This window comes from Pseudomonas sp. 1121_17 (genome assembly GCF_052850745.1).
In genome coordinates this window covers 15314-38846 of sequence record NZ_VXCX01000010.1, presented here as the reverse complement: position 1 = coordinate 38846, position 23533 = coordinate 15314, and the positions used below count along the sequence as shown (strand labels likewise).

Annotated in this window: 23 protein-coding genes; 14 read left to right on the top strand and 9 right to left on the bottom strand. The window is 63.0% G+C overall.

Going from position 1 to position 23533, the window contains the following annotated elements; genetic code table 11:
• The first annotated feature begins 19 nt into the window (after nucleotides 1–19).
• Nucleotides 20–1144, top strand: a complete 1125-nt coding sequence (locus FW789_RS17755) for a methyltransferase (protein WP_446431810.1) — start codon at nucleotides 20–22, stop codon at nucleotides 1142–1144.
• A 9-nt stretch (nucleotides 1145–1153) separates the two neighbouring features.
• On the opposite strand, the gene FW789_RS17750 is transcribed toward FW789_RS17755, so the two are convergent.
• From FW789_RS17750 to FW789_RS17740, 3 genes are read right to left on the bottom strand one after another with little or no spacing between them, the layout of a single operon-like run.
• Nucleotides 1154–1297, bottom strand: a complete 144-nt coding sequence (locus tag FW789_RS17750) for a DUF2474 domain-containing protein (protein WP_101322094.1) — start codon at nucleotides 1295–1297, stop codon at nucleotides 1154–1156.
• 12 nt (nucleotides 1298–1309) lie between these two features.
• Nucleotides 1310–2317 carry a cytochrome d ubiquinol oxidase subunit II gene (gene cydB, locus FW789_RS17745; protein WP_103438556.1) on the bottom strand — a complete coding sequence of 336 codons (1008 nt, stop codon included), beginning with the start codon at nucleotides 2315–2317 and terminating at the stop codon, nucleotides 1310–1312.
• Between the two features lie 3 nt (nucleotides 2318–2320).
• The gene (locus FW789_RS17740) at nucleotides 2321–3751 is read right to left on the bottom strand and encodes a cytochrome ubiquinol oxidase subunit I (RefSeq protein WP_446431809.1); all 1431 of its coding nucleotides are present in this window, start codon (nucleotides 3749–3751) and stop codon (nucleotides 2321–2323) included.
• A gap of 344 nt (nucleotides 3752–4095) precedes the next feature.
• Here FW789_RS17740 and FW789_RS17735 point away from each other — a divergent pair, with 344 nt between their 5' ends.
• The gene (locus FW789_RS17735; RefSeq protein ID WP_446431808.1) at nucleotides 4096–5361 is read left to right on the top strand and encodes an MFS transporter; all 1266 of its coding nucleotides are present in this window, start codon (nucleotides 4096–4098) and stop codon (nucleotides 5359–5361) included.
• Here FW789_RS17735 and FW789_RS17730 read toward each other — a convergent pair.
• Entirely contained in the window at nucleotides 5338–5844 is a 507-nt protein-coding gene (locus tag FW789_RS17730; RefSeq protein ID WP_207073172.1) for a GNAT family N-acetyltransferase, read from the bottom strand. The two genes, FW789_RS17735 and FW789_RS17730, sit on opposite strands and share 24 nt — an antisense overlap.
• Before the next feature lie 203 nt (nucleotides 5845–6047).
• On the opposite strand from FW789_RS17730, the gene FW789_RS17725 reads away from it, so the two are divergent.
• Nucleotides 6048–7343: an NCS2 family permease gene (locus tag FW789_RS17725; RefSeq protein ID WP_186701033.1), complete on the top strand. Its 1296-nt coding sequence runs from the start codon at nucleotides 6048–6050 to the stop codon at nucleotides 7341–7343.
• Nucleotides 7340–8425 carry a tRNA (uridine(54)-C5)-methyltransferase TrmA gene (trmA, locus tag FW789_RS17720; protein WP_186701032.1) on the top strand — a complete coding sequence of 362 codons (1086 nt, stop codon included), beginning with the start codon at nucleotides 7340–7342 and terminating at the stop codon, nucleotides 8423–8425. The genes FW789_RS17725 and trmA overlap by 4 nt, the downstream gene beginning before the upstream one ends.
• Nucleotides 8426–8581: 156 nt before the next feature.
• Here trmA and pcaG read toward each other — a convergent pair whose 3' ends face one another.
• Together pcaG and pcaH are read right to left on the bottom strand one after the other, a co-directional pair.
• Entirely contained in the window at nucleotides 8582–9187 is a 606-nt protein-coding gene (pcaG, locus tag FW789_RS17715; protein WP_150573010.1) for a protocatechuate 3,4-dioxygenase subunit alpha, read from the bottom strand.
• A gap of 11 nt (nucleotides 9188–9198) precedes the next feature.
• Entirely contained in the window at nucleotides 9199–9918 is a 720-nt protein-coding gene (pcaH, locus tag FW789_RS17710; RefSeq protein ID WP_186701030.1) for a protocatechuate 3,4-dioxygenase subunit beta, read from the bottom strand.
• 199 nt (nucleotides 9919–10117) lie between these two features.
• Between pcaH and ypfJ the strand changes: the two genes are divergently transcribed.
• Together ypfJ and FW789_RS17700 are read left to right on the top strand one after the other, a co-directional pair.
• The gene (gene ypfJ / locus FW789_RS17705; protein WP_103438564.1) at nucleotides 10118–11002 is read left to right on the top strand and encodes a KPN_02809 family neutral zinc metallopeptidase; all 885 of its coding nucleotides are present in this window, start codon (nucleotides 10118–10120) and stop codon (nucleotides 11000–11002) included.
• A 253-nt stretch (nucleotides 11003–11255) separates the two neighbouring features.
• Nucleotides 11256–13175, top strand: a complete 1920-nt coding sequence (locus FW789_RS17700; RefSeq protein ID WP_446431807.1) for a methyl-accepting chemotaxis protein — start codon at nucleotides 11256–11258, stop codon at nucleotides 13173–13175.
• Nucleotides 13176–13239: 64 nt separating this feature from the next.
• Here FW789_RS17700 and ggt read toward each other — a convergent pair whose 3' ends face one another.
• The 3 genes from ggt to FW789_RS17685 all read right to left on the bottom strand — a co-directional run bounded on the left by ggt (nucleotide 13240) and on the right by FW789_RS17685 (nucleotide 16720).
• Nucleotides 13240–14907, bottom strand: a complete 1668-nt coding sequence (gene ggt, locus FW789_RS17695; protein ID WP_446431806.1) for a gamma-glutamyltransferase — start codon at nucleotides 14905–14907, stop codon at nucleotides 13240–13242.
• Nucleotides 14908–15145: 238 nt separating this feature from the next.
• The gene (locus tag FW789_RS17690) at nucleotides 15146–16042 is read right to left on the bottom strand and encodes a LysR substrate-binding domain-containing protein (protein WP_207073169.1); all 897 of its coding nucleotides are present in this window, start codon (nucleotides 16040–16042) and stop codon (nucleotides 15146–15148) included.
• Nucleotides 16043–16129: 87 nt separating this feature from the next.
• Nucleotides 16130–16720, bottom strand: a complete 591-nt coding sequence (locus FW789_RS17685) for an NAD(P)H-dependent oxidoreductase (RefSeq protein ID WP_411564289.1) — start codon at nucleotides 16718–16720, stop codon at nucleotides 16130–16132.
• Nucleotides 16721–16901: 181 nt separating this feature from the next.
• Here FW789_RS17685 and FW789_RS17680 point away from each other — a divergent pair, with 181 nt between their 5' ends.
• The 8 genes from FW789_RS17680 (at nucleotide 16902) to FW789_RS17645 (ending at nucleotide 23485) form a co-directional block, all read left to right on the top strand.
• The gene (locus FW789_RS17680) at nucleotides 16902–17216 is read left to right on the top strand and encodes a putative quinol monooxygenase (RefSeq protein WP_186701026.1); all 315 of its coding nucleotides are present in this window, start codon (nucleotides 16902–16904) and stop codon (nucleotides 17214–17216) included.
• Nucleotides 17217–17314: 98 nt separating this feature from the next.
• Nucleotides 17315–17920, top strand: a complete 606-nt coding sequence (locus tag FW789_RS17675) for a CDP-alcohol phosphatidyltransferase family protein (RefSeq protein ID WP_411562596.1) — start codon at nucleotides 17315–17317, stop codon at nucleotides 17918–17920.
• 45 nt (nucleotides 17921–17965) lie between these two features.
• The gene (locus tag FW789_RS17670) at nucleotides 17966–19720 is read left to right on the top strand and encodes a bifunctional alpha/beta hydrolase/class I SAM-dependent methyltransferase (protein ID WP_446431805.1); all 1755 of its coding nucleotides are present in this window, start codon (nucleotides 17966–17968) and stop codon (nucleotides 19718–19720) included.
• Entirely contained in the window at nucleotides 19720–21045 is a 1326-nt protein-coding gene (locus FW789_RS17665; protein ID WP_446431804.1) for a phosphatase PAP2/dual specificity phosphatase family protein, read from the top strand. The genes FW789_RS17670 and FW789_RS17665 overlap by 1 nt, the downstream gene beginning before the upstream one ends.
• On the top strand, nucleotides 21030–21461 hold the full coding sequence (locus FW789_RS17660; protein WP_186701022.1) for a hypothetical protein: 432 nt from the start codon (nucleotides 21030–21032) through the stop codon (nucleotides 21459–21461). Before FW789_RS17665 ends, FW789_RS17660 begins: the two co-directional genes overlap by 16 nt.
• A 10-nt stretch (nucleotides 21462–21471) precedes the next feature.
• Complete coding sequence (locus tag FW789_RS17655; protein ID WP_186701021.1) at nucleotides 21472–22095, top strand: lysophospholipid acyltransferase family protein; 624 nt, start codon at nucleotides 21472–21474, stop codon at nucleotides 22093–22095.
• Between the two features lies 1 nt (nucleotide 22096).
• Nucleotides 22097–23029 carry a phosphatidate cytidylyltransferase gene (locus tag FW789_RS17650; RefSeq protein ID WP_103438573.1) on the top strand — a complete coding sequence of 311 codons (933 nt, stop codon included), beginning with the start codon at nucleotides 22097–22099 and terminating at the stop codon, nucleotides 23027–23029.
• A gap of 111 nt (nucleotides 23030–23140) precedes the next feature.
• Nucleotides 23141–23485 carry a cupin domain-containing protein gene (locus tag FW789_RS17645; RefSeq protein WP_101322114.1) on the top strand — a complete coding sequence of 115 codons (345 nt, stop codon included), beginning with the start codon at nucleotides 23141–23143 and terminating at the stop codon, nucleotides 23483–23485.
• Nucleotides 23486–23533: the final 48 nt, after the last annotated feature.

Here is a 23533-nt window from a genome sequence, read left to right as displayed (position 1 = left end):
CATAGCTGAGCCCCACGCCATGCCCCTGCTGACCAGCCCTTTCGCCGAACTTGATCTGATCCGCCAACCGGAACAGGCCGATGACCCGCTGCAAGCGTTCGACGCTGCTGACCAGTACCTGCTCGAGCACCTCGCCAGCCAAGGGTTGCCCGCCGACTGCCGTGTGCTGGTACTCAATGACAGCTTTGGCGCGCTGGCGGCCAGCCTGTGCGACAGCCTGCAGGTGACCAGCAGCGGCGATTCGCACCTGGCGCGCATGGCCTTGGAAAAGAACCTCGCGCGCAATGCCAAGGCGTTTGACCGCGTGCCGTTCGTGCCGTCCAACCAGGTCTGGCAGGGAACGTTCGACCGGGTGCTGGTGCGGGTGCCGAAAACCCTGGCCTTGCTTGAAGAGCAGTTGATCCGCCTGCAAGGCCACCTGGCACCGGGCGCCGAGGTGATCGCCACGGCCATGATCAAGCACTTGCCGCGTGCCGCTGGCGACCTGCTGGAAAAGTACATCGGCCCGATGCAGGCCTCGCTGGCGCAGAAAAAAGCGCGCCTGCTGACGGCCAGCTTCAGCGAACGGGCTCCGGCTCAATCGCCCTACCCTAGCCGTTACACCTTGGATCAACCGCCCCTGGAGCTGGTCAATCACGCCAATGTGTTCTGCCGCGAAGGACTGGATATCGGCACCCGTGCGTTTCTCCCGCACCTGCCGCGCGATCTTGGTCAGGCCCGGGTCGCCGACCTGGGTTGCGGTAACGGCGTGCTGGCGATCGCCTGTGCGCTGCTCAATCCACAGGCGCAGTTCAGTCTGGTCGATGAGTCGTACATGGCCGCGCAGTCGGCACTGGAAAACTGGCAGGCGGCATTGCCCGAGCGGCCGGTTGAGGTGCTCGCGGCAGACGGCCTGGCCGGGTTCGAGAAGCAATCACTGGATGTGGTGCTGTGCAACCCACCGTTCCACCAGCAACAGGTGGTCGGTGACTTCCTCGCGTGGCGCATGTTCCAGCAGGCCCGCGATGCGCTGGTGGTGGGCGGCGCCCTGTACATCGTCGGCAACCGCCACCTGGGCTATCACAGCAAGCTGGCGCGCTTGTTCCGTGGGGTCGAGCAAGTTGCCGCGACCCCCAAGTTCGTCATCCTCAAAGCGCGCAAGTAATTCGCCCGGTCAATGCGTGCTCAGCCCGGCTGCGCTCATGAACATGCGCATCAGCCAAGCCAGCACACCCAGGGCGGCGACACTCGCCGCCCAAATCATCACCAGCCAACCTAGCCGCTGCCACAGTGGCTTCTTCTGTTCGATACCGGTCATGCCGCGCACCTCCTAGTGATAGCCCTGGTCATGGGTGACTTTGCCGCGGAACACGTAATAGCTCCAGAACGTGTAACCGAGGATCAACGGCAGGATGAACAGCGTCCCCACCAGCATGAAGCCCTGGCTCTGCGGCGGTGCGGCGGCCTCCCAGATCGAGATCGACGGCGGGATGATGTTTGGCCAGATGCTGATCCCCAGGCCGCTGTAGCCCAAGAAGATCAACACCAGGGTCAGCAGAAACGGCGTGTAGTGCGCTGAGCGGGCAATCGCCTTGAACAGGCCATAGAACGTCACCATGACCAGAATCGGCACCGGCATGAACCACAGCAGGTTAGGCATGCTGAACCAGCGCTCGGCAATCTGCGGGTAAGCGATCGGCGTCCACAGGCTGACGATGCCGATGACCGCCAGCAGCACCAGTGCCAGGGGCCGGCCAAGCACATGCATCTGCTGTTGCAGCGGGCCTTCGGTTTTCATGATCAGCCAGGTGCAACCCAGCAAGGCGTAGGCGACGATCAGGCCCAGTCCGGAGAACAGGCTGAACGGCGTGACCCAGTCCCAGGCGCCGCCGGCATAGTGGCGGTCGACCACCTTGAAGCCCTCGATGAACGCGCCCAATGCCACGCCCTGAAAGAACGTCGCCAGCAGCGAGCCGCCGATGAACGCTTTATCCCACACGTGGCGCTTGGCAGCAGTGGCCTTGAAGCGGAATTCGAAGGCCACACCGCGGAAGATCAACCCGATCAGCATCAAGATCAACGGCAGGTACAGTGCCTCCAGCACCACCGCGTAGGCCATCGGAAACGCCCCGAACAAGCCCGCACCGCCCAGCACCAGCCAGGTTTCGTTGCCGTCCCAGACCGGCGCGACGGTGTTCATCATCACGTCGCGGTCATGCTCGGCCTTGACGAATGGGAAGAGAATGCCGATACCCAGATCGAACCCGTCCATCACCACATACATCATCACGCCAAAGATGATGATCACAGCCCAGATCAGCGGAAGATCGATACCCATGGCTCAGTTCCTCTCGGTCAGGCTGGAATTGGCCTCATGGCCGTCATCGGCAGCGGACAAGGGCCGCGCCGGGGTCCGTTTTTGCCCTGGGCCACCATGTGGCTGCTCTTCTTCACCGGTATGCGGGCCTTTGCGCACCAGGCGCATCATGTACGCCAGGCCAGTGCCGAACACCGCAAAGTAGACCACCACGAACATCACCAAGGTGAAGCCGAGCTGGCCATAACTATGGTTGGAAACACCGTCGGCTGTGCGCATCAGGCCATACACCACCCACGGCTGGCGGCCGATCTCGGTGGTGAACCAACCGGCGAGGATGGCGATCAGGCCGGATGGGCCCATCCACAATACAAAGTACAGGAACGGCCGCGAATGGTAGATCGCGCCGGTTCTACGCAGCCACAGACTCCACAGGCCAGCGGCAATCATCAACATGCCCAGCGCAACCATGACCCGGAACGACCAGAAGATGATCGTCGAGTTGGGCCGATCCTCTTTGGGGAATTCCTTCATGGCCGGCACTTGCTTGTCCAGGCTGTGGGTCAGGATCAAACTGCCGAGCACCGGAATCTCGACCTTGAAGCGAGTGGTTTCGGCTTCCATGTCGGGGATGCCGAACAGGATCAGCGGCGTCGCCTCACCGGGCTTGTTCTCCCAGTGGCCTTCGATGGCGGCGATTTTCACCGGCTGATGCTTGAGCGTATTGAGCCCATGGAAGTCGCCGATAATCGCCTGCACCGGGGCCACGATCAGGGCCATCCACATCGCCATCGAAAGCATCTTGCGCACGGCCGGGTTGTCCCGCCCGCGCAACAGATGCCAGGCCGCCGAGGCGCCGACGAAGAACGCCGTGGCGACGAAGGCGGCAGTGGCCATGTGCGCCAGGCGGTAGGGGAACGATGGGTTGAAGATCACCGCCAGCCAATCCACCGGGATTACCCGGCCATCGATGATTTCGTGGCCCTGCGGGGTCTGCATCCAGCTGTTGGAAGCCAGGATCCAGAAGGTCGAGACCAGCGTGCCCAGCGCCACCATCAGCGTCGAGAAGAAGTGCAGGCCGCGGCCTACTCGGCTCCAGCCAAACAGCATGACGCCAAGGAAGCCCGCTTCGAGGAAGAATGCAGTGAGCACTTCGTAGGTCAGCAATGGCCCGGTGACGGCGCCGGCGAAATCAGAGAAGCGGCTCCAGTTGGTGCCGAACTGATAGGCCATGACCAGGCCCGAGACCACGCCCATGCCGAAGTTGACGGCAAAGATCTTCGACCAGAAATGATAGAGATCGCGGTAGACGCGGTTGTCGGTTCTCAGCCAGAGGCCTTCGAGAACCGCCAGATAACTGGCCAGGCCAATGGTGATGGCCGGGAACAGGATGTGAAAGGACACGGTAAAGGCGAACTGGATTCGGGCGAGCTCTAGGGCTTCTAAGCCGAACATGGTGCTTCCTCTTCAGGTGAACCGGCATTTCGGGCTTGTGGCCCTGATGCCCACTGCCCCCACGATTATCGAGTGCGACCTGTTGGAATTGTTCTATTCGATTGCAGGGATTCACGCCGCACGGGCCGATCAATGCATTTGCAACGATTGACCCAGATCAATGGCTGTATCCAGCATAGCCCCGAATCCCGCCCCAGGGCCTGTGGCTGGATGCCGCGTGGCGCATTGCCCCACCCTCTTCCAGGCAGCGACAAAAGGTGCTTGATCAGGGCTTGTGCAACTCTTTGTTACAAACAGATGATAGGCTGCTGGACACCGAGTTCCTTACAGGTCGCAGGCTGCCGATGTCCGATTCTGCCCCGCTGTTGTTGCGTCACCACCGCCCCTTTCTCGCATTCTGGCTGGCCCGCGTGTTTACCGCGAGCGGCTTTCAGATGCTCACCGTGGCAATCGGCTGGCAGCTCTATCAGCTGACCGGCAACGTGCTCGATCTGGGCCTGGTCGGCCTGGTCGAATTCGCCCCGCGGGTCTTGTTCATGCTGCATACCGGGCACGTGGCCGACCGCTATGACCGGCGCCGGGTGGCAGCGCTGTGCCAGAGCCTGCAAGCGCTGATTGCGCTGGCACTGGTGCTCGGCAGTGCCAGCGACAACGTCAGCCGTGAGCTGATCTTCTGCCTGGCCTTCCTGCTCGGCGCCGCACGTTCGTTTGAAATGCCGGCGACTCAGGCCCTGCTGCCAAACGTGGTCCCGCCCGGGCTGTTCCCGCGGGCGGTGGCGGCATCGGCATCGGCGACCCAGGCCGCCACTATCGTCGCCCCTGCGGTCGGCGGCTTGTTGTATGCGTTGGGCAGCATCTGGGTGTACGGCCCGACCGTGGCACTGTATGTGATCGCCTGCGGCCTGACTCTGAGCCTGGATGCCCGCCAGCAGGTCCAGCAGCGCGGCCGGGCAACGCTGGAGTCTCTATTGGCCGGGATACGCTTCATCCGTAGCCGGCCGGACATCCTCGGTGCCATCTCGCTGGACCTGTTCGCCGTGCTGCTGGGCGGCGCCACCGCTTTGCTACCGGTCTTCGCCAAGGACATCCTGTTGACCGGTGCCTGGGGCCTGGGCCTGCTGCGCTCGGCACCGGCGGTCGGCGCACTGTTGATGTCGCTCTGGCTGGCGCGCTTCCCGTTCGAGCGCAAGGTCGGCCGGACCATGTTCACCGCAGTCGGCGTGTTCGGCGTGGCCACCATCGCCTTTGGCCTGTCGACCTCGTTCTGGTTCTCGCTGGCGGTGCTGGTGGTGCTGGGCGCGGCAGACATGATCAGCATGGTCATCCGCAGCGCCTTCGTGCAGCTGGAGACGCCTGACGAAATGCGCGGCCGGGTCAGCGCGGTGAACGGGTTGTTCATCGGGGCTTCGAACCAGCTCGGAGAGTTCGAGTCGGGCGTTACCGCGCACTGGATGGGCACCGTGCCGGCTGTGGTGCTGGGTGGGGTTGGCACGCTGGTGGTGACCGGTGTGTGGATAAAGTTGTTCCCGACCCTGGCCAACCGCGATCAACTGCACAGCCAGCCGGTAGCAGAAGCGCCAGCGGCGTCAGCCGCACCGATCAAAGGTTGACCCCGCCAGCAGCAGGCTCATCTGCTGCTCGTAGCCGACCCGGGCGCGAAAGCCGTTGCCGCTTTCGCGCCAGCCGGTTGCACGGTACAAGGCCAAAGCGCCGAGGTTGGCGCGGTCCACTGACAACTGCAGGCGCCTGATATCAGGCCACATCGTGCGCAAAAGAGCCGGTAGCGCCTGCATGCAAAAGCGCCCAAGGCCCTGCCCCTGAAACCTGCGGTCGACCTGTAACGCAGTCATCATCGCTGCATCAGGCTGGCCCCAGGCGGGCAGAAATGCGCCACGCTGAAGCAGCAGAAACGCTCTGGGCACATCATCGAGCAACAGCGCAACGCCGCGGCGCTGATCAGAGCCGCAACCGAGCAACAGATACAAGGCATCCGCCACGTCACCCGCAAAGCACTGCTGCTCTGACGGCAGCTGTATCTCCAGCAGTTGCCCACGCTGAACCGGGGTTAGCTGCGAGTAGTCAATCAGCTGCACAGCGTCATCTCGGCGGCGGCCGTCTGGGTGATCGGCACTGAATGCGCAGTGTATCGCGACATTGATTACCGCTCAGCAAGCATGCTGGTATGATGCGCGGCTTTTTTCTACCCCAGATAAAACCACGGCATCCGGTACGGTCTGTGCTTTGCTGATGAGGTCGATACATTAACGGCGCCCCGGGGGCGTCTTTGGGAGCGGGCATGCTGGAAAGGCTGTTTCAACTAAAAGCACACAACACAGACGTGCGCACCGAGATGCTTGCGGGCGTGACCACATTCCTGGCCATGGCCTACATCCTCTTCGTCAACCCGAGCATCCTCGGCGAGACCGGTATGGACAAGGGCGCGATCTTTGTCGCGACGTGCCTGGCTGCGGCCATCGGCTCGGCGACCATGGGCCTGATCGCCAACTACCCGATCGCACTGGCGCCGGGCATGGGCCTGAACGCCTTCTTCACTTACACCGTGGTCCTGCACATGGGCCATACCTGGCAGGTGGCGCTGGGTGCGGTGTTCATCTCGGCGGTGTTGTTCTTCCTGCTGTCGATCTTCCGCATCCGCGAGTGGATCGTGAACAGCATTCCGCTGCCGCTGCGCTCGGCGATCGCCGCCGGTATCGGCCTGTTCCTCGCGCTGATTGCGCTGAACAATGCCGGCATCGTCGTTGATAACCCAGCCACCCTGGTTGGTTTGGGCGATCTCAAGAAGCCTGCGCCGGTGCTCGCTGCGCTGGGCTTCTTCCTCATCGTCGCGCTGGAAGCGATGAAGGTTCGCGGTGCAGTACTGATCGGCATTCTGGCCGTCACAGTAGCCTCGATCCTGATGGGCGTGACGCCGTTTGCCGGTGTCGTCTCGATGCCGCCCTCGCTGGCGCCGACCTTCCTCCAGCTGGACATCGCTGGCGCTCTGGATGTGGGCCTGGTCAGCGTGATCTTTGCTTTCCTGTTCGTCGACCTGTTCGATAACTCCGGCACGCTGATCGGCGTGGCCAAGCGCGCGGGTCTGATGAGCAAGGATGGCCACATGCCGAAAATGGGCCGTGCGCTGATCGCGGACAGCACCGCGGCCATGGCCGGCTCGCTGCTGGGTACCTCGACCACCACCAGCTACATCGAGTCGGCAGCAGGTGTAAGCGCCGGTGGCCGTACTGGCCTGACCGCCATCGTGGTCGCGGTGTTGTTCCTGCTGGCGCTGTTCTTCGCGCCGTTGGCCGGCAGTGTGCCGGCCTTCGCCACCGCACCGGCGCTGTTGTTCGTCGCCGTGCTGATGGCCTCGGGCCTCGCTGAAATCAACTGGGACGACGTCACCGAGGCCGCCCCTGTGGTGGTGACTGCCCTGGCCATGCCGCTGACCTACTCGATCGCCAACGGCATCGCCTTCGGCTTCATTGCCTGGACCGCGATCAAGCTGCTGTCAGGCCGCCGCCAGGACCTGAACCCGGCGCTGATCATCCTGTCGATTCTGTTCGTTATCAAGCTGGGCTGGTTCAACGCATGAGTTCTGTTTTCGATCCATCTGCCTACCAAAGCCTGCTGGCGCCAAAGGTCGCGCGCCTGCGCGAGCTGCTGGCGCCGTTCAGCGCGCCCGAGCCTGTGGTGTTCGAGTCGCCGCGCGAGCATTACCGCCTGCGCGCCGAGTTTCGCCTGTGGCGTGAAGACGGCCAGCGTCACTACGCCATGTTTGCCCCGGGCGAAAAGCACAAGGCGATCCTGATCGAGGATTTCCCGATTGCCAGCCAACGCATCAATGCGCTGATGCCGCGCCTGAAAGCGGCCTGGCAGGCGAGCGAGACGCTGAGCAATCGGCTGTTCCAGGTGGAGTTCCTGACCACCCTGGCCGGCGACGCAATGATCACCCTGTGCTACCACCGCCCGCTCGACGATGAGTGGGAAGCTGCCGCCCGCGAGCTGGCCGCCGAGCTCGACGTGAGCCTGGTCGGCCGCTCCAAAGGCAAGCGCTTGGTAATTGGCCGTGACTATGCGGTGGAAAAACTCGACGTCGCCGGCCGCACCTTCAGCTACCGCCAGCCCGAGGGTGCTTTCACCCAGCCCAACGGCGCGGTCAACCAGAAGATGCTCAACTGGGCCTTTGAGGCCATCGGCGAGCGCGACGACGACCTGCTCGAGCTGTACTGCGGCAACGGCAACTTCACCCTGCCGCTGGCAACCCGCGTACGCCAGGTGCTGGCCACCGAGATCAGCAAGACCTCGGTCAATGCCGCCTTGCACAACCTCGACGAAAACGGCGTGGATAACGTGCGCCTGGTGCGCCTGTCGGCTGAAGAGCTGACCGAGGCACTGAACGAGGTGCGCCCGTTCCGACGCCTGCAGGGCATCGACCTGAAGAGCTATCAGTTCGGCACAGTGTTCGTCGACCCGCCGCGCGCGGGGATGGACCCGGATACCTGCGAGCTGACTCGACGCTTCGAACGCATTCTGTACATATCCTGCAACCCGGAAACCCTGGCGGCCAATATCGCTCAGTTGCACGATACACACCGGATCGAACGCTGCGCTCTGTTCGACCAGTTCCCCTATACCCACCATATGGAAAGCGGTGTGCTGCTGGTCCGACGCTGAACCGACGTCTGCCGGGGCTGCAATGCTTCGGCACGGCCAACCCACCCGCAGCGCTTGCAACTGAGCAGCCCGGCAGGCTAGCAGTGCGATGTGCTGATACCGGCGCCAGCGAGGCTTTTGGGGGCCTCGCTGGCGTAAGCTAGCTTCAGGCTTGTATCAGAAGTCGAAGAACACCGTCTCGCCTTCGCCCTGAATCCGCATGTCGAAGCGATAGGCAGTCTTGCCGTCGACTTCGCAGCGTTTGGCAATCAGCGTCTCGCGCCGTTGCGGCTGCTCGATCAGGTTGAGCACCGGGCACTTGGCGTTGGCCTCGGCTTCGTCATCAAAGTAAAGCCGCGTGTGCAGTTGGATATTGATGCCGCGGGCAAACAGGCTGATGTTGATGTGCGGCGCCATTGGCACGCCGGCGGCATTCTTGACCACACCCGGCTTGACCGTGTGCAGCGTCCAGTCACCGGAGTCGAAGGTGGTGGCGGTACGGCCAAAGCTGTTGAACGGGTTTTCCAGGTTGTACTGATCCTGGTACTGGCCGTCGGCATCGGCCTGCCACACTTCCAGGAATGAATCACGCACCAGATGGCCATTGCCATCGTAGACCTGACCGATCAGCAGGATGTGCTCGCCGGCGGCTTCAGGGCGCGCTAGGGTGTTCCAGATTTCGGTCGGCCGAACCGGGTTGCCCGCTGCTTGCAGGGCCAGGCCGATGTGCACGTAAGGGCCGGCAGTCTGCGACGGGGTTTCCGGCAGCAATTCAATTGGCATGTCGCGGCTCCTCAGCGGTTTTCGAAGTGGGTCTGGCGCTGACCGCGCAGAACGATGTCAAAACGGTACGCCAGGCAATCCATCGGATTGGCGTTGCTCATGTCGAGCTTGGCAATCAGTTGCTGCACCGCTTGCGGGTTGGCGATCGACTTGACGATCGGGCACAGCGGGATCAGCGGGTCACCTTCGAAGTACAGCTGGGTAATCAACTTGGTCGAGATCGACGGGCCGCTGATCGAGAAGTGAATGTGTGCCGGGCGCCAGTCATTCGGGCCGTTGCGCCATGGGTACGGGCCGGGCTTGATAGTGCGGAAACTGTAATAGCCCTCGCGGTCGGTCAGGGCCCGGCCGACACCGCCGAAGTTGGGGTCCAGCGGCGCCAGGTAACGGTCGTTCTTGTGGCGGTAACGACCGCCGGCGTTGGCCTGCCACATTTCCACCAAGGTGTTTGGCACCGGTTTGCCGTACTGGTCGATCACTCGGCCGGCGACGATGATGCGCTCGCCGATCGGCAGGCCACCGTTGTCGAAGTTGAGCAGCAGGTCGTTGTCGTGCTGGCCAAAGCCCAGGTGAGTGAAGTCCGGGCCGGTGCTTTCACTGATCGACTGCGGGATGCTGACCAGCGCCTGGCGCGGCGAGCGGGCAATCGACGTCTTGTAATCTGGGGTCAGCGCTTTCGGGTGCCAGTTGCGATCACGGATCACGAAGCGGCTGGTGTCCTCGGCAGGCATACCGGTGTTCCTCTTATTGGAGTTGTGCGAGCGCCCGTGCGTAGCGGGCGGACTTGCAGTTTCCGATAGCCTGAATGGGATGAATATTGAAATCAGCGGTCTTAGACATAACTGTTTGGTTATGCCTTGCAGCGTGCCTGCACAAGGCAGCAGCACTGCACTAATCTATACCCTCAACCTCGCGGTTCGGAGAAGCTCGATGGAATGGCGAAAAGGTCGGCGTAGCGACAATGTGGTCGATGCTCGCGGTGCAGGCGGCGGCGGTGGCGGCGGCATGCGCTTTGGCGGCGGCAAGGGGCTGGGCCTGGGCGCCATCCTGCTGATCGTCGGCATCGGCTGGATGACCGGCCAGGACCCGCTGCAGATTCTCGGCCAACTGACCGGGCAGATGCAGCAAAGCGCGCCGGCCAACGTCGAAGGCAAGGCGCCGCCGGCCAATGATGATCAGGCAGCGTTCGTCGCCTCGATCCTGGGTGACACCGAAGACACCTGGAAGGCGCTGTTCGCCCAGGCCGGCAAGCAATACCGTGACCCCAAGCTGGTGCTGTTCAGTGGCCAGGTCAATTCGGCCTGCGGCTTCGCCTCCTCGGCGGTCGGGCCGTTCTACTGCCCGGCTGACCAGCGGGTGTACCTGGACATGACCTTCTTCCGCGAAATGGAAACGCGCTTTGCCGCCGCCGGCGACTTCGCCCAGGCCTATGTCATCGCACACGAGATCGGCCATCATGTGCAGACGCTGCTCGGCGTCTCCAATCAGGTCCAGGCCGCTCGCCAGCGTGGGCAGAAGATGGAAGGTGACAACGGCCTGCTGGTGCGTCAGGAATTGCAGGCCGACTGTTTTGCCGGGGTCTGGGCCTATCAGGCGCAGAAACGCCTGAACTGGCTGGAACCGGGTGATATCGAAGAGGCGCTTAACGCCGCCAACGCCATCGGTGATGACCGCTTGCAACAGCAAGGCCAAGGTCGCGTGGTGCCGGATTCGTTCACCCACGGCACGTCGGCGCAGCGCGTACGCTGGTTCAAGACCGGCTTCACCGACGGTGACGTCAACCGCTGCGATACCTTCAACGCACGCACGCTGTAACTCCCCGCCAATCCGCATTCAATAACGCCTCTTGAGCCCTTTTTGCGCTCAGGAGGTGTCGTTGAATGCGTCGCTTTTTAACGCCAATGCCGCAGTAAAACCCTCGGATTTTCAAACAGTTATAAATCTGCTGAAAAAGCGTTTCAGCTACCCCGTTTTCAGCCGATAACTCATGCACGAATCAGCGGGCCCCAGGAAGAATAACGCCAGCGATTGACAACAACTGAGCGAATAATCTTTATGGAGTGCGTGCATGAACAGTTGGTTTGCCAACATCAGCGTCAACCTCAAACTGGGCCTGGGCTTTGGCCTGGTGCTGCTCTTGACCGGCCTGCTGGCCCTGACCGGCTGGAACAGCCTGGGCAGCTTGATCGACCGCAGTAACTGGATGAGCGACATCAGCCAGCTCAACAAAGACCTCACCGACCTGCGCATAGCACGTCTGCAGTACATGATCGCCAACGGCGATGACGCCGCTGCGGCCAACACCCAGACCAAACTGGACACCTTCAGTGCCCAGCAGCAGCGCTTGGTGGCCTCGTTCAAGAGCCCTGAAAACGTCAAGCTGCTCAACGAGCTGGGCGCGATCATCAGCGACTACAAACTGTCGCTGAGCAAGATGCGCGCGGGCTACAAGACCACCCTCGCCAACCGCGAGAACATGAACCAGACCGCCGCCAAGGCCGATCAGATCCTTGATGCGATCAGCCGCGACGTGCTGGCCCAGCCGGAAGTCGACAGCGTACGCCTGGCCCAGTATCAGGCCATCAGCAACACGCGTCAGCAGTTGCTGCAAGTGCGCGTCGATGTACGCGGCTACATCGCTGACAACAGCGCGGCCAATGAACAGGCCGCCCTGCGCCAGCTCGACGCGGCCCTGGTCGAGATCGACAACCTCAAGCGCCAGCTACCCAACGAAAGCACCCGCCTGCAACTGTTCGACCAGAGTGTGCAGGCTTACCGCTCTGCCGTGCGCGACTTCCGCGACGCCACCGCCGCCATCGCCGTGGCCCGCGCCGAGATGACCGTACAAGGTGCCGACATCGTCAAACGCAGCGACGCCCTGTACAAGATCCAGCTCGAGCGCCGCGACATCGAAAGCGACCAAGCGCGCAACCTGCAGATCATCTCGACCCTGCTGGCGTTGTTGGTTGGTGTGTTCGCCGCGATCATCATCACCCGCCAGATCACCCGCCCGCTGCGCGAAACCATGGACGCCGTCGAGCGTATTGCCGGTGGCGACCTGTCCAGTGAGCTGCGGGTCACCCGCCGTGACGAGTTGGGCGTGCTGCAACAAAGCATCAGCCGCATGGGCAGCACCCTGCGCGAGTTGATCGGTGGTATTCGTGATGGCGTAACGCAGATTGCCAGCGCCGCCGAAGAGCTGTCGGCCGTGACCGAGCAGACCAGCGCGGGTGCCAACAGCCAGAAAGTCGAGACTGACCAGGTTGCCACTGCCATGCACGAGATGGCTGCGACCGTGCAGGAAGTCGCCCGCAACGCTGAACAGGCTTCGCGCGCGGCAACGGGTGCCGATGATGAAGCGCGTGCCGGTGACCGGGTGGTGGGCGAGGCGATCAACCAGATCGAACGCCTGGCCGACGAAGTCCAGCGCTCGACTGACGCGATGAACCTGCTGCAGCAGGAAAGCCAGAAAATCGGCAGTGTCATGGACGTGATCAAGTCGGTTGCCGAGCAGACCAACCTACTGGCATTGAACGCGGCCATCGAAGCCGCCCGCGCTGGTGAAGCCGGGCGTGGTTTTGCCGTGGTCGCCGACGAAGTGCGCGGCCTGGCGCAGCGTACGCAGAAGTCCACCGAAGAGATCGAAGAGCTGATCGCCAGCCTGCAGAACGGCACCCAACAAGTGGCCAACGCCATGCTGGGCAGCCGCAACCTGACTGAAAGCAGCGTCGAGCTGGCGCGCAAGGCCGGTGGTTCGCTGGAGAACATCACCCGCACCGTGTCCAACATCCAGTCGATGAACCAGCAGATCGCCGCAGCCGCCGAGCAACAGAGCGCGGTTGCCGAGGAGATCAGCCGGAGCATTCTCAATGTACGCGATGTGTCGGAACAGACAGCCGCAGCCAGTGATGAAACCGCCGCGTCGAGCGTCGAGCTGGCACGCCTTGGCAGTCATCTGCAGACGCTGGTAAGCAAGTTCCGCGTTTGACCGCTGCCTTGTGAACTGCTCAGCCCGGCCAGCGCAATGCTGGCCGGGCTGAGCAGCGCTGGCGTTATTTGACGATCATGCCAACACCACGACCGCGCGGGTCGGAGGCGGTTTCAAGCTTGCCATCGGTGACGCGAATGGCCTGGATATCGCCCATCTCCCAGCCCTGATCCTCAAGCACATAGCCCATCTTTTTCAGCTCGTCGGCGACCTTGCCGGTCAACGGTGCATAGCTGTCGAAGTAGATAGTGTCCTTGGGCAGCAGCTGGTGATGCACGCGCTGCGCTGCAACGGCCTTGGCCAGCGGCATGTTGTAGTCGTAGAGGTTGTTCATCACCTGGAAGATCGAGGTGAAGATGCGCGAGCCGCCCGGCGTACCGATGACCAGGCTGACCTTGCCGTCGCGGGTCACCAGGCTTGGGCTCATCGACGACAGCATGCGTTTGCCCGGAGCAATCGCGTTGGCATCGCCGCCGACCACGCCAAAGGCATTGGCGGTACCAGGCTTGCTGCTGAAGTCATCCATCTCGTCGTTGAGCAGGAAGCCTGCGCCCTTGACCACCACACCACTGCCGTAGTCGAGGTTGAGGGTGTAGGTGTTGCTGACCGCGTTGCCCTGTTTGTCGACGATGGAGAAGTGCGTGGTTTGATGCGGCTCCAGCCCCGGGCGGACCTTGTCGGTGGCGGAGATGGCGGTTGGGTTGACCTGCTCGGCGCGTTTTTTCAGGTAGTCCTTGGCCACCAGCTTGTCTACCGGTACCTCGGTGAAGGCCGGGTCGCCAAGATAGTCGGCGCGGTCGGCGAACACGCGCTTTTCAATCTCGGCCAGCAGGTGGATATAGCGCGCCGAGTTCTGCTCGACGCCCTTGAAGTCTGCCGCGCGGTTTTCCTTGATCCCGAGCAACTGCGCCAGCGCTACGCCGCCTGAGCTTGGCGGTGGCGCGGTGTAGACCACGTTGCCGCGCCAGTCGATGGCCATCGGCTCGCGCCAGAGGGCTTTGTAGTCCTTCAGGTCGTCTTTGCTGATCAGGCCGTTATCGGCCTTCATCTGCGCAACCAGCAGGTCGGCGGTCTTGCCTTGATAGAACTCGCTGACGCCTTTGTCGGCGATGCGTTCGAGGGTCTGCGCCAGCTCCGGCTGCTTGAACAGCTCGCCGACTTTCATACTGCCGAAATAATCGTTGAAGTTGGTAGCGGTCTTGAACAGGCCTTGGGCATCGTCGCGATACTGGTACTGCTTCTGGGCGATCTTGAAGCCGTTGTTGGCGTAACCGATGGCCGGAGTCAGCAGCTCGCTCCAGGGCAACTTGCCGAACTTTTGATGCGCCTCCCACAAGCCCATTACTGTGCCCGGTACGCCAGCGGCGCGCACGCCGACCAAGCTGAGGTTCTCGATGACCTCGCCTTTTTCGTCCAGGTACATATTGCGGGTGGCCGCCTTGGGCGCCACTTCGCGGTAGTCGAGGAAGTACGCTTTGCCGTCCACGTACAGGGTCATGAAGCCACCGCCGCCGATGTTGCCGGCTTCTGGATAGGTGACTGCCAGGGTGAAGGCAGTGGCCACGGCGGCATCGACGGCGTTGCCGCCTTTTTTCAGGATATCGGCGGCGACCTGTGCGCCATATTGATCGGGCGCGGCCACTGCGCCGCCTTCAAGAGTCACCGCGAAGGCCGACGAACAGCTCAGGATCGCGGCCCCGAGGGCCATGGACTGGAACATGACGAGACGCATGAGCACTTCCTTGGTGTTGTTTTTGTTGATCACTTATTAACACTGAAGCTTTTTGACTAAGCAAATGCAGCAGGCGCAGGACGACGTCATTGCGTTATTTGTGTCGTTTTTGGAACGGTTCCTAGGATCGAGATAGCTGGGGCCGCGTCAGCCTGAGTGGACGCCGTCGGCGTAGGAGCGGCCTTGTGTCGCGAAAGGGTCGCGTAGCGGCCCCAGCAATGCCAGACAGTGACCCTGCTCAGCAGGCATACGCCGCCAGCTTGGCCTGGATGAAATCAAGGAAGCACTGAATCCGCAGCGCCAGCTGGGTGTTGCGGTAGTAAACCGCATGAATCGGCTGCCGGTACCCATTGTTGGCCTCGCTCAACAGCACCTGCAGGCGCCCGGCGCGGATGTCTTGGTGGGTCATGAAGTGCGACAGGCAGACGATACCCTGCCCGGCCAGCGCCAGCTGACGCAAGGTCTCGCCACTGGATGCGGTCAACTGCGGGCGGATTCGCCAACTGTCGCCGTCGGCGTGGCGCAGCGGCCATTGGTTGAGGCTGTCGACGGAGCTGAAGCCGAGCAGGCAGTGCTCGCTCAAGTCACTGACCTGGTGCGGCACGCCGTGGCGTTGCAGGTATTCGGGGCTGGCCAGAATCTGGATCGGGCTGCAGCCCAGCGAGCGCGCATGCAGGCTGGAGTCGGCCAGCTCGCCGATGCGGATGGCGACGTCGGTGCTTTGCTGGAGCAGGTCGATGATCAGGTCATCGGTGTTCAGTTCCAGCTCGATGGCCGGGTACAGCGCGCGAAACTCAGCGATCCAGGGCACGATCGCGTGCAGCATGAACGGTGCTGCGGCGTTGATGCGCAGGCGCCCCGACGGCGTCTGCCGGTGCAGCGACAGGCGCTCTTCGAGCTCGCTCATCTGTTCGAGGATGGTCCGCGCGTGCAGTACAAAGAACCGCCCTTCTTCGGTCAGGTCCATGCGCCGCGTGGTGCGGTTGATAAGCGTGGTGCCGAGCTTGCCTTCCAGCCGCGCCAGGGTGCGGCTGACCGCAGACGGGGTTTGCCCGAGTTGCTCGGCAGCGGCGGAAATCGAGCCGCAGTCGATCACGCTGACGAATACCTGGAGTTCTTCTGAGCGGGTTTTCACGGTGGTGCCTGGGCCAGGATGAGGCCTGGATTGTCGGCCGTTTATTGCCGGGCAGGCAACTGCCGCGGCGGTCACGCCGCGCATCGCCTACCGGGCCTGGCCGAACACCTTGGCCAGATGCGCCTCGTAGGCTGCCACGGTAGCGGCCACATCCGGGCGCTTCATCACATCCACGGCGAGGAAGGTTGGCAGGCCGCTCATGCCGAGGAACTGGTTGGCCTTGTGGAACGGGAAGTACACCGCATCCACGCCCTTGCCTTCAAAGAAGTCGCTGGGGTCGTCGAAGGCCTGTTGCGGCGCGTTCCAGGTGGCCGAAATCATGTACTGCTTGCCCCGGATCAGGCCGCCACTGCCGTACTTCTGCGAAGCGTCGGAGCGGGTCCGGCCGTCGCTGGCGTAGAGGCTGCCGTGGCCTTCGGTGAACACTTCATCCAAGTACTGTTTGACGGTGTACGGGGCGCCCATCCACCAGCCGGGCATCTGATAGATGATCACGTCGGCCCAAAGGTATTTCTGCACTTCTTCCTTGATGTCGTAGCCGCCGTCGATGAAGGTTTGTTTGACATCGAAACCGGCCCGGTCCAGATAGGCCAGCGCGGCATCGTGCAGGGTTTCGTTCAAGCGGCCGTCGGAGTGGGCGAACTGTTTGCCGCCATTGAGCAGAAGAATCTTTTTCATATCGAGCCTCTAAGGTTGTGTGTCGATCCGCAGACCGATGCACTTCAGTTGGCTGCAGGTTAGAGGCTCGCCCTTGGCGGAAACAGCCAGCATTGGACAAATCAGTTTTGCCTTGTAATCACGAATGATCACCAGACTGTTGCTTTAAAATCGCTTTTCCACTTATTTACAAGGTGCAGTCATGAACGCTCAATACGCCTTTATTCTCAAAGCCAAGACCCGCCCGGAAAAAGCCGAAGCATTCGAGCAACTGTTCCGCGCCTACGTCGAACCAAGCCGCCAGGAGCCGGGCTGCGTCGAATACCACATGTTGCGCGATCAGCAGGACCCGAGCCTGTTCATCTTCTATGAGGTGTGGGCCGATCAGGCGGCGTTCGATGCGCACTGCGCGCTGGCCCATATGCAGCAGTTTGCCGCGCAGCGCATGGACTATCTGCAGCGCGATTTCGAGGTGCAACGCATCGACATGCTCAGCGCCGCCTCGGGTAAACGTTGAGCCGTTCAAATAGCTGACAAATGTCGCTTGCCGCCAGCCGGCGGGTTTCTCACAATCCACCGATTGGCTTTCATTGCGCACCCGATAAGGATCTCCCCGTGCCGTCCATCTATCAGCTCAAACCCCGCTTCCAGGCCCTGCTGCGACCCACCGTGCAGCGCATGTACGACCGCGGGGTGACGGCCAATCAGGTCACGGTTGCCGCTGGGATAGTCTCGCTGCTGCTGGGCCTGCTGCTGGCCTGCTTTGCCGACATCCACGGGCTGTTCATCCTGCTGCCGATCTGGATGCTGCTGCGCATGGCGCTCAACGCGGTGGATGGCATGCTCGCCCGCGAGTTTGGCCAGCAGTCCAGGCTTGGTGCCTACCTCAATGAACTGAGCGACGTGATCGCCGACGCTGCGCTGTACCTGCCGTTTGCCCTGCTGATCGGGGTATCGCCCGTGCTGGTGGTGCTGGTGGTGTTGAGCGCACTGATCAGCGAATACGCGGGGGTGATGGGCCCGCTGGCCGGTGCAGCGCGGCGCTACGACGGGCCGATGGGCAAGAGCGATCGCGCGTTTGCCTTTGGCCTGCTCGGTACCGGTGTCGCCTTTGGCCTGCTCAATCCAACCTGGATCAACGGCCTGCTGCTGGTGATTCTGCTGCTCTCGCTCTATACCCTCTACAACCGTGTACGTCAGGGCCTGGCCCACGCCAACTGATCGTCGCCACTGACCGCACCGCCGCCAGCCAAAAGGACCTTTGCCATGCGCCAGGCGCAATCGCTGCACTTCTCTACCCATGACGGCGTCGAGCTGCACTATCGCTACTGGCCGGCCATCCGCAGCGAGCATCAGCCGCGTCGGGCGGTGGTGATGTTCCACCGGGGCCATGAGCACGGTGGGCGCCTGGCGCACCTGGCAGACGAACTGGACATGCCCGGCTATGACTTCTTTGCCTGGGACGCACGTGGCCACGGCCAGTCGCCAGGGGCGCGCGGCGACAGCCCGAGCTTTGCCACCAGCGTGCGCGATGTGCAGACCTTCATCGAGCACATTCAAATCCGCCACGGCATCGCCGAAGATAACACCGTGGTGCTGGCGCAAAGCGTCGGTGCCGTGCTGATTGCCACCTGGGCGCATGACTACGCGCCCAAGGTACGCTGCCTGGTGCTGGCCTCGCCGGCGTTCAAGGTCAAACTCTACGTGCCGTTTGCCCGCCCTGGCCTGAAGCTGATGAAGGCTGCGCGCGGCAACTTCTTCGTCAACAGCTACGTCAAGCCGCGGCTGCTCACCCACGACCCGGAGCGGGTGGCTTCGTATGTGGCCGACCCGCTGATCAGCCGGCCCATCTCGGTGACCATGCTGCTCGGCTTGTATGAAGCCGCAGACCGGGTTGTGGCGGACGCTCAGGCGATCCAACTGCCGACCCAACTGCTGGTTTCGGGCGCCGACCTGGTGGTCGAGCGGGCGCCGCAGGAGCAGTTCTTCGAGCGCCTGGGCAGTGCCCGCAAAGAGCTGCACCTGCTGCCTGGGTTCTTCCACGACACCCTTGGCGAGCGTGACCGCGGCCATGTACTGCCGCGCATCAAGCGCTTCGTCGAGCACTGCTTCGATGCCCCGCTGGCGGCACCTTCGCTGCTCGATGCCGACCAGTCCGGCGCCAGCTGCGCCGAAGCCGAAAGCCTCGCAGCAAAGCTGCCGCGCAACTCGCCACGGGATCTGTACTGGCGCGCCACCCGCGCCGGCCTGCGTCTGGGCAAAGGCATGGCAGACGGGGTCAAGCTGGGCTTCGATACCGGCTTCGACTCCGGCAGCACCCTCGACTATGTCTATCGCAATCAGGCCACCGGCAAGGGCAAGCTGGGGCAGATGATTGACCGCAACTACCTCGACGCCATCGGCTGGCGCGGTATTCGCCAGCGCAAGCTGCATGTCGAAGAGCTGCTGCGCGAAGCGATCCGGCGCCTGCGCGAGCAGGGCCGCAGCGTCGATATCGTCGACATCGCAGCCGGCCATGGCCGCTACATTCTTGAAGCCTTGCAGGAACTTGAGCAACTGCCGGACTCGATCCTGCTGCGCGACTACAGCGAACTGAATGTACAGCAGGGCACGGCGCTGATTGCCGAAAAGGGCTTGGGCGATATCGCGCGTTTCGTCCAGGGCGACGCCTTTGACCGGCAGAGTCTGGCCACACTCGAGCCGCGCCCGAGCCTGGCTGTGGTTTCCGGGCTGTACGAACTGTTCGCCAGCAACCAGATGGTCAGCACCTCGCTGGCCGGCTTGGCTGATGCCGTCGAAACGGGCGGCTATCTGGTCTACACCGGCCAGCCGTGGCACCCGCAGCTGGAGATGATCGCCCGCGCCCTGACCAGCCACCGCGGCGGTCAGGCCTGGGTCATGCGTCGACGCAGCCAGGCCGAAATGGATCAGTTGGTTGCCGCCGCTGGTTTTCGCAAGATCACCCAGCGCATCGACGAATGGGGCATCTTCAGTGTCAGCCTGGCGCAGCGGGTCGAGTGATGGCGCGTGAAGCCGGGCTGATCCGTCGTGGGGTCTTGTGGCTACTGCTGCTCGGGCCGTTTTTCTTTCTCAGCTACGGCTTGGCCAACACCTACACGGCGGGCCGTGCCGATGTCGGCAGCCTGGTGTTCGGCTGGGAAAGCCAGATGCCGCTGTGGCCGTGGACGATCATCCCGTACTGGTCGATCGACCTGCTCTACGGCCTGTCGTTTCTGCTGCCACGCAACCGCCGCGAGATGGATCGCCACGCCCTGGCCTTGTTGAGCGCGCAGCTGATCTGCGTGGCCGGCTTTCTGCTCTGGCCGCTGCGCTTTACCTTCGAGCGACCGGCGCTGAGCGGCCTGTTCGGCTGGCTGTTCGATGTGCTGATGGGCTTCGACAAACCGTTCAATCAGGCGCCCTCGCTGCACATCGCCCTGCTGGTGATCATCTGGACGATGTTCGCCCGCCACCTGCGCAACCCGCGTGGGCGCTGGCTGATGCACGGCTGGATGGCGCTGATCGGGGTGTCGGTGCTGACCACCTGGCAGCACCACTTCATCGACTTGCCGAGCGGTGCGTTGGTCGGGCTGCTATGCGTCTGGCTGTGGCCTCGCGACGGTCAACCGCCGTTGCAGGCTGCGCGTCTGACGCAGGATCCCAAGCGCTGGCGGCTGGCGCTTTACTACACCCTCGGCGCTGCGCTGTGCACCGGTTTGGCGAGCTGGGCTGGCGGCGCCTGGCTGTGGCTATTGTGGCCGGCACTGGCGCTGCTGCTGGTGGCCTTGAGCTACGCGATACTCGGTGCCAGCGCGTTTCAAAAAGGCGCTGATGGGCGCCTGTCGATGGCCGCCAGCTGGCTGTTTGCGCCCTACCTGCTCGGCGCCTGGATCAACTCGCGGCTGTGGACGCGACGCCATCCGCAGGCGGACGAAATCTGTGACGGGGTCTTCCTCGGCCGTATTCCGGCAGCCGGTGAGGCGGGGCAGTTTTCGGCGATTGTCGACCTGTGTGCCGAACTGCCATGTCTGGCAGCCAAACCATTGGCAAACCATTACCGCAGCCTGTCGACCCTGGATCTGGTGGTCGCCGATCTACAGCTGTGCCGCGCCGCCGCCGACGCTATCGAGACGCTGCGCCAGCAAGGGCCGTTGCTGGTCTGTTGCGCGCTGGGTTACTCGCGCAGCGCCACCGCCGTCGCCGCTTGGTTGCTGCTCAGTGGCCGCTGCACGAGCCTGGCTGAAGCCGAACTGCGCTTGCGCCAGGCGCGCCCGGGCATCGTCCTGCGCAGCGCACACCAGCACATGCTCAGGCAACTGGAGGGGCAAGCATGCACCTGCGCGTAACCGCCAGCCTGCTCGGCCGCGGCCAGCAACTGGAACGACTGTCCGACGGCATCAGCCTGATCGCGCTGGGCTATGGCCTGGCGCCGCTGCTAGGCACCCCACTGCCGCTGCTGGGCAGTGGATTATGCGCCCTGCTGGTGATACTCGGCCTTGTGCATAAATACCTGGCGGTGCGAGTCGCGCTGGATGCCGAGTTATTTGCCGAGCTGGCTTCGCGGAGCGACCTGCCAGCCGCCACGGGCCAGCTCGACCGCGCCTTGTTCGACCTCAACCTCAAACCCAGCGCCAGCGACCCGCGCGATTGGACCACGCGCAGCCAGGCTGCGCTCGGCCTGTTACGCCGCCAAGGCCTGTGCCTGGCCCTGCAGATCGCGCTGTGCCTGACTACGCTGCTGACACTCCCTTTGATCGGATAAGACCCGTGCCATGCTCACCGCCCTGACTGCCTTTGCCATCACCTCCGCCGCGCGCCTGATCACCGGCGCCCGCGCCCTCTGGCTCGGCTGCACGCCGCAGCCGGTGCAGCGCCTGTACTTCGCCAACCACAGTAGCCACGGCGACTTCGTCCTGCTCTGGGCGTCGCTGCCGGGGCCGCTGCGCCAGCGCACGCGACCGGTTGCAGGCGCCGACTACTGGGCCAAACCGGGCCTGCGTAACTTCGTCATCCGCAAGGTATTCAACGGTGTGCTGATCGACCGGCAGCGCAGCGAAGTCCAGGCCAACCCGCTGCAGCCGGTGCTTGATGCGCTGTCCGGTGGCGATTCGTTGATCTTCTTCCCCGAGGGCACGCGCAACCTCGGTGACGAGCCGCTGCTGCCGTTCAAGAGCGGTTTGTTCCACCTCGCCGCCGCCAATCCCGACATGGAAGTGGTGCCGGTGTGGATCGCCAACCTCAACCGGGTCATGCCCAAGGGCCGCGCCCTGCCGCTGCCGCTGTTGTGCACCTTGAGCTTTGGCGAACCGCTGCAGGTGCAGGCCGCTGAAGACAAGCACGCGTTTCTCGAGCGGGCCCGCCAGGCCCTGCTGAACCTGGCCCCCAAGGAAGTCTGAGATGGACCACAACACTGTTTTGCTGTTTGCCGGGATCGGCGCGCTGCTGCTACTCGCCAGCGTCATCGGCCGCCTGCTCAAGTGGCGCGCCGGCGGCGGCCCCCATGCGGTGATCGACAATCTCAATGCGCGGATCAACGCCTGGTGGGTGATGGTGCTGGTGATCGGCATCGCCTTCCTGTTCGGCAAGTACGGCGTGATCGTGCTGTTCTACTGCGTGTCGTTCTATGCCCTGCGCGAGTTCATGACGCTGACCCCGACCCGGCGCAGCGACTACCCCGCGCTGGTCGCAGCGTTCTATGTGGCACTGCCGCTGCAGTACCTGCTGATCGCGATGGACTGGTACGGCCTGTTCAGCATCTTCATCCCGGTCTACCTGTTCCTGTTGCTGCCGATTCTGGCCAGCTTTGGCGGCGATACCACGCGCTTTCTCGAACGCGCCTCGAAAGTGCAGTGGGGGCTGATGATTGCCGTGTACTGCGTGTCAGCGGTGCCGGCGCTGATGACCCTCGACATCCCCGGTTTCGAAGGCCGCAACCTGCTGCTGATCGCCTGGCTGATCCTGGTAGTGCAGATCAGCGATGTGCTGCAGTACGTCTGCGGCAAGCTGTTCGGCAAGCGCAAAGTGGCACCCAATCTGTCGCCGTCGAAAACCCTCGAGGGCCTGCTCGGCGGCGTAGCCCTGGCCACCCTGATCGGCGCCTCACTGTGCTGGATCACCCCGTTCAGCTTTTGGCAGGCGGCGTTGATGGCGCTGACCGTGAACGCCATGGGCTTCTTCGGCGGGCTGGTGATGTCGGCGATCAAGCGCGACCGTGGGGTCAAGGACTGGGGGCACATGATCGAAGGCCACGGCGGCATGCTCGACCGCATCGACTCGGTGTGTTTTGCCGCGCCGGTGTTCTTTCACTTCGTGCGTTACTGGTGGGCATAACCGCGCGGCGATAGCGCGGGCAGGCAGGTAGAGGTCGAGCGCAGGCAACTGGGCCAGGCGCGATAGCCCTATGGTGATGCGTCCATAAGCATCCCAAAGGGAACACCTGCCATGTCCGATTTCATTACCGTCCTGCGTGAAACCTGCCCGATCCCGGTAGTCGACGCGACCAAGTGGAAGCGCATTGGCGGTGACCCGCACACGGTGAACCTCAACGCCTACCTGTCGGCTGACGGCAGCAAGATCATGGGCACCTGGATCTGCACACCGGGCAAGTTCGAGGTCAACTACGACAAGTGGGAATTCTGCCACTTCCTCGACGGCTACTGCATCATCACCCCGGAAGGTGAAGAGCCCAAGCACCTCAAGGCCGGCGATGTGTTCGTCATCGAGCCGGGCATGAAAGGCACCTGGGAAGTGGTCGAAACCGTACGCAAGTATTTTGTCTTTGCCTGATCAAAGATTGAGTTGATCGGCTAAGCGCAAGGCAAAAAAAATCGCGAC

Bases quoted from the DNA above. Each gene is read 5' to 3' on its own strand.
- FW789_RS17755 (WP_446431810.1), top strand. From the start codon at position 20: ATGCCCCTGCTGACCAGCCCTTTCGCCGAACTTGATCTGATCCGCCAA.
- FW789_RS17750 (WP_101322094.1), bottom strand. From the start codon at position 1,297: ATGACCGGTATCGAACAGAAGAAGCCACTGTGGCAGCGGCTAGGTTGG.
- cydB (WP_103438556.1), bottom strand. From the start codon at position 2,317: ATGGGTATCGATCTTCCGCTGATCTGGGCTGTGATCATCATCTTTGGC.
- FW789_RS17740 (WP_446431809.1), bottom strand. From the start codon at position 3,751: ATGTTCGGCTTAGAAGCCCTAGAGCTCGCCCGAATCCAGTTCGCCTTT.
- FW789_RS17735 (WP_446431808.1), top strand. From the start codon at position 4,096: ATGTCCGATTCTGCCCCGCTGTTGTTGCGTCACCACCGCCCCTTTCTC.
- FW789_RS17725 (WP_186701033.1), top strand. From the start codon at position 6,048: ATGCTGGAAAGGCTGTTTCAACTAAAAGCACACAACACAGACGTGCGC.
- trmA (WP_186701032.1), top strand. From the start codon at position 7,340: ATGAGTTCTGTTTTCGATCCATCTGCCTACCAAAGCCTGCTGGCGCCA.
- pcaG (WP_150573010.1), bottom strand. From the start codon at position 9,187: ATGCCAATTGAATTGCTGCCGGAAACCCCGTCGCAGACTGCCGGCCCT.
- pcaH (WP_186701030.1), bottom strand. From the start codon at position 9,918: ATGCCTGCCGAGGACACCAGCCGCTTCGTGATCCGTGATCGCAACTGG.
- ypfJ (WP_103438564.1), top strand. From the start codon at position 10,118: ATGGAATGGCGAAAAGGTCGGCGTAGCGACAATGTGGTCGATGCTCGC.
- FW789_RS17700 (WP_446431807.1), top strand. From the start codon at position 11,256: ATGAACAGTTGGTTTGCCAACATCAGCGTCAACCTCAAACTGGGCCTG.
- ggt (WP_446431806.1), bottom strand. From the start codon at position 14,907: ATGCGTCTCGTCATGTTCCAGTCCATGGCCCTCGGGGCCGCGATCCTG.
- FW789_RS17685 (WP_411564289.1), bottom strand. From the start codon at position 16,720: ATGAAAAAGATTCTTCTGCTCAATGGCGGCAAACAGTTCGCCCACTCC.
- FW789_RS17680 (WP_186701026.1), top strand. From the start codon at position 16,902: ATGAACGCTCAATACGCCTTTATTCTCAAAGCCAAGACCCGCCCGGAA.
- FW789_RS17670 (WP_446431805.1), top strand. From the start codon at position 17,966: ATGCGCCAGGCGCAATCGCTGCACTTCTCTACCCATGACGGCGTCGAG.
- FW789_RS17665 (WP_446431804.1), top strand. From the start codon at position 19,720: ATGGCGCGTGAAGCCGGGCTGATCCGTCGTGGGGTCTTGTGGCTACTG.
- FW789_RS17660 (WP_186701022.1), top strand. From the start codon at position 21,030: ATGCACCTGCGCGTAACCGCCAGCCTGCTCGGCCGCGGCCAGCAACTG.
- FW789_RS17655 (WP_186701021.1), top strand. From the start codon at position 21,472: ATGCTCACCGCCCTGACTGCCTTTGCCATCACCTCCGCCGCGCGCCTG.
- FW789_RS17650 (WP_103438573.1), top strand. From the start codon at position 22,097: ATGGACCACAACACTGTTTTGCTGTTTGCCGGGATCGGCGCGCTGCTG.
- FW789_RS17645 (WP_101322114.1), top strand. From the start codon at position 23,141: ATGTCCGATTTCATTACCGTCCTGCGTGAAACCTGCCCGATCCCGGTA.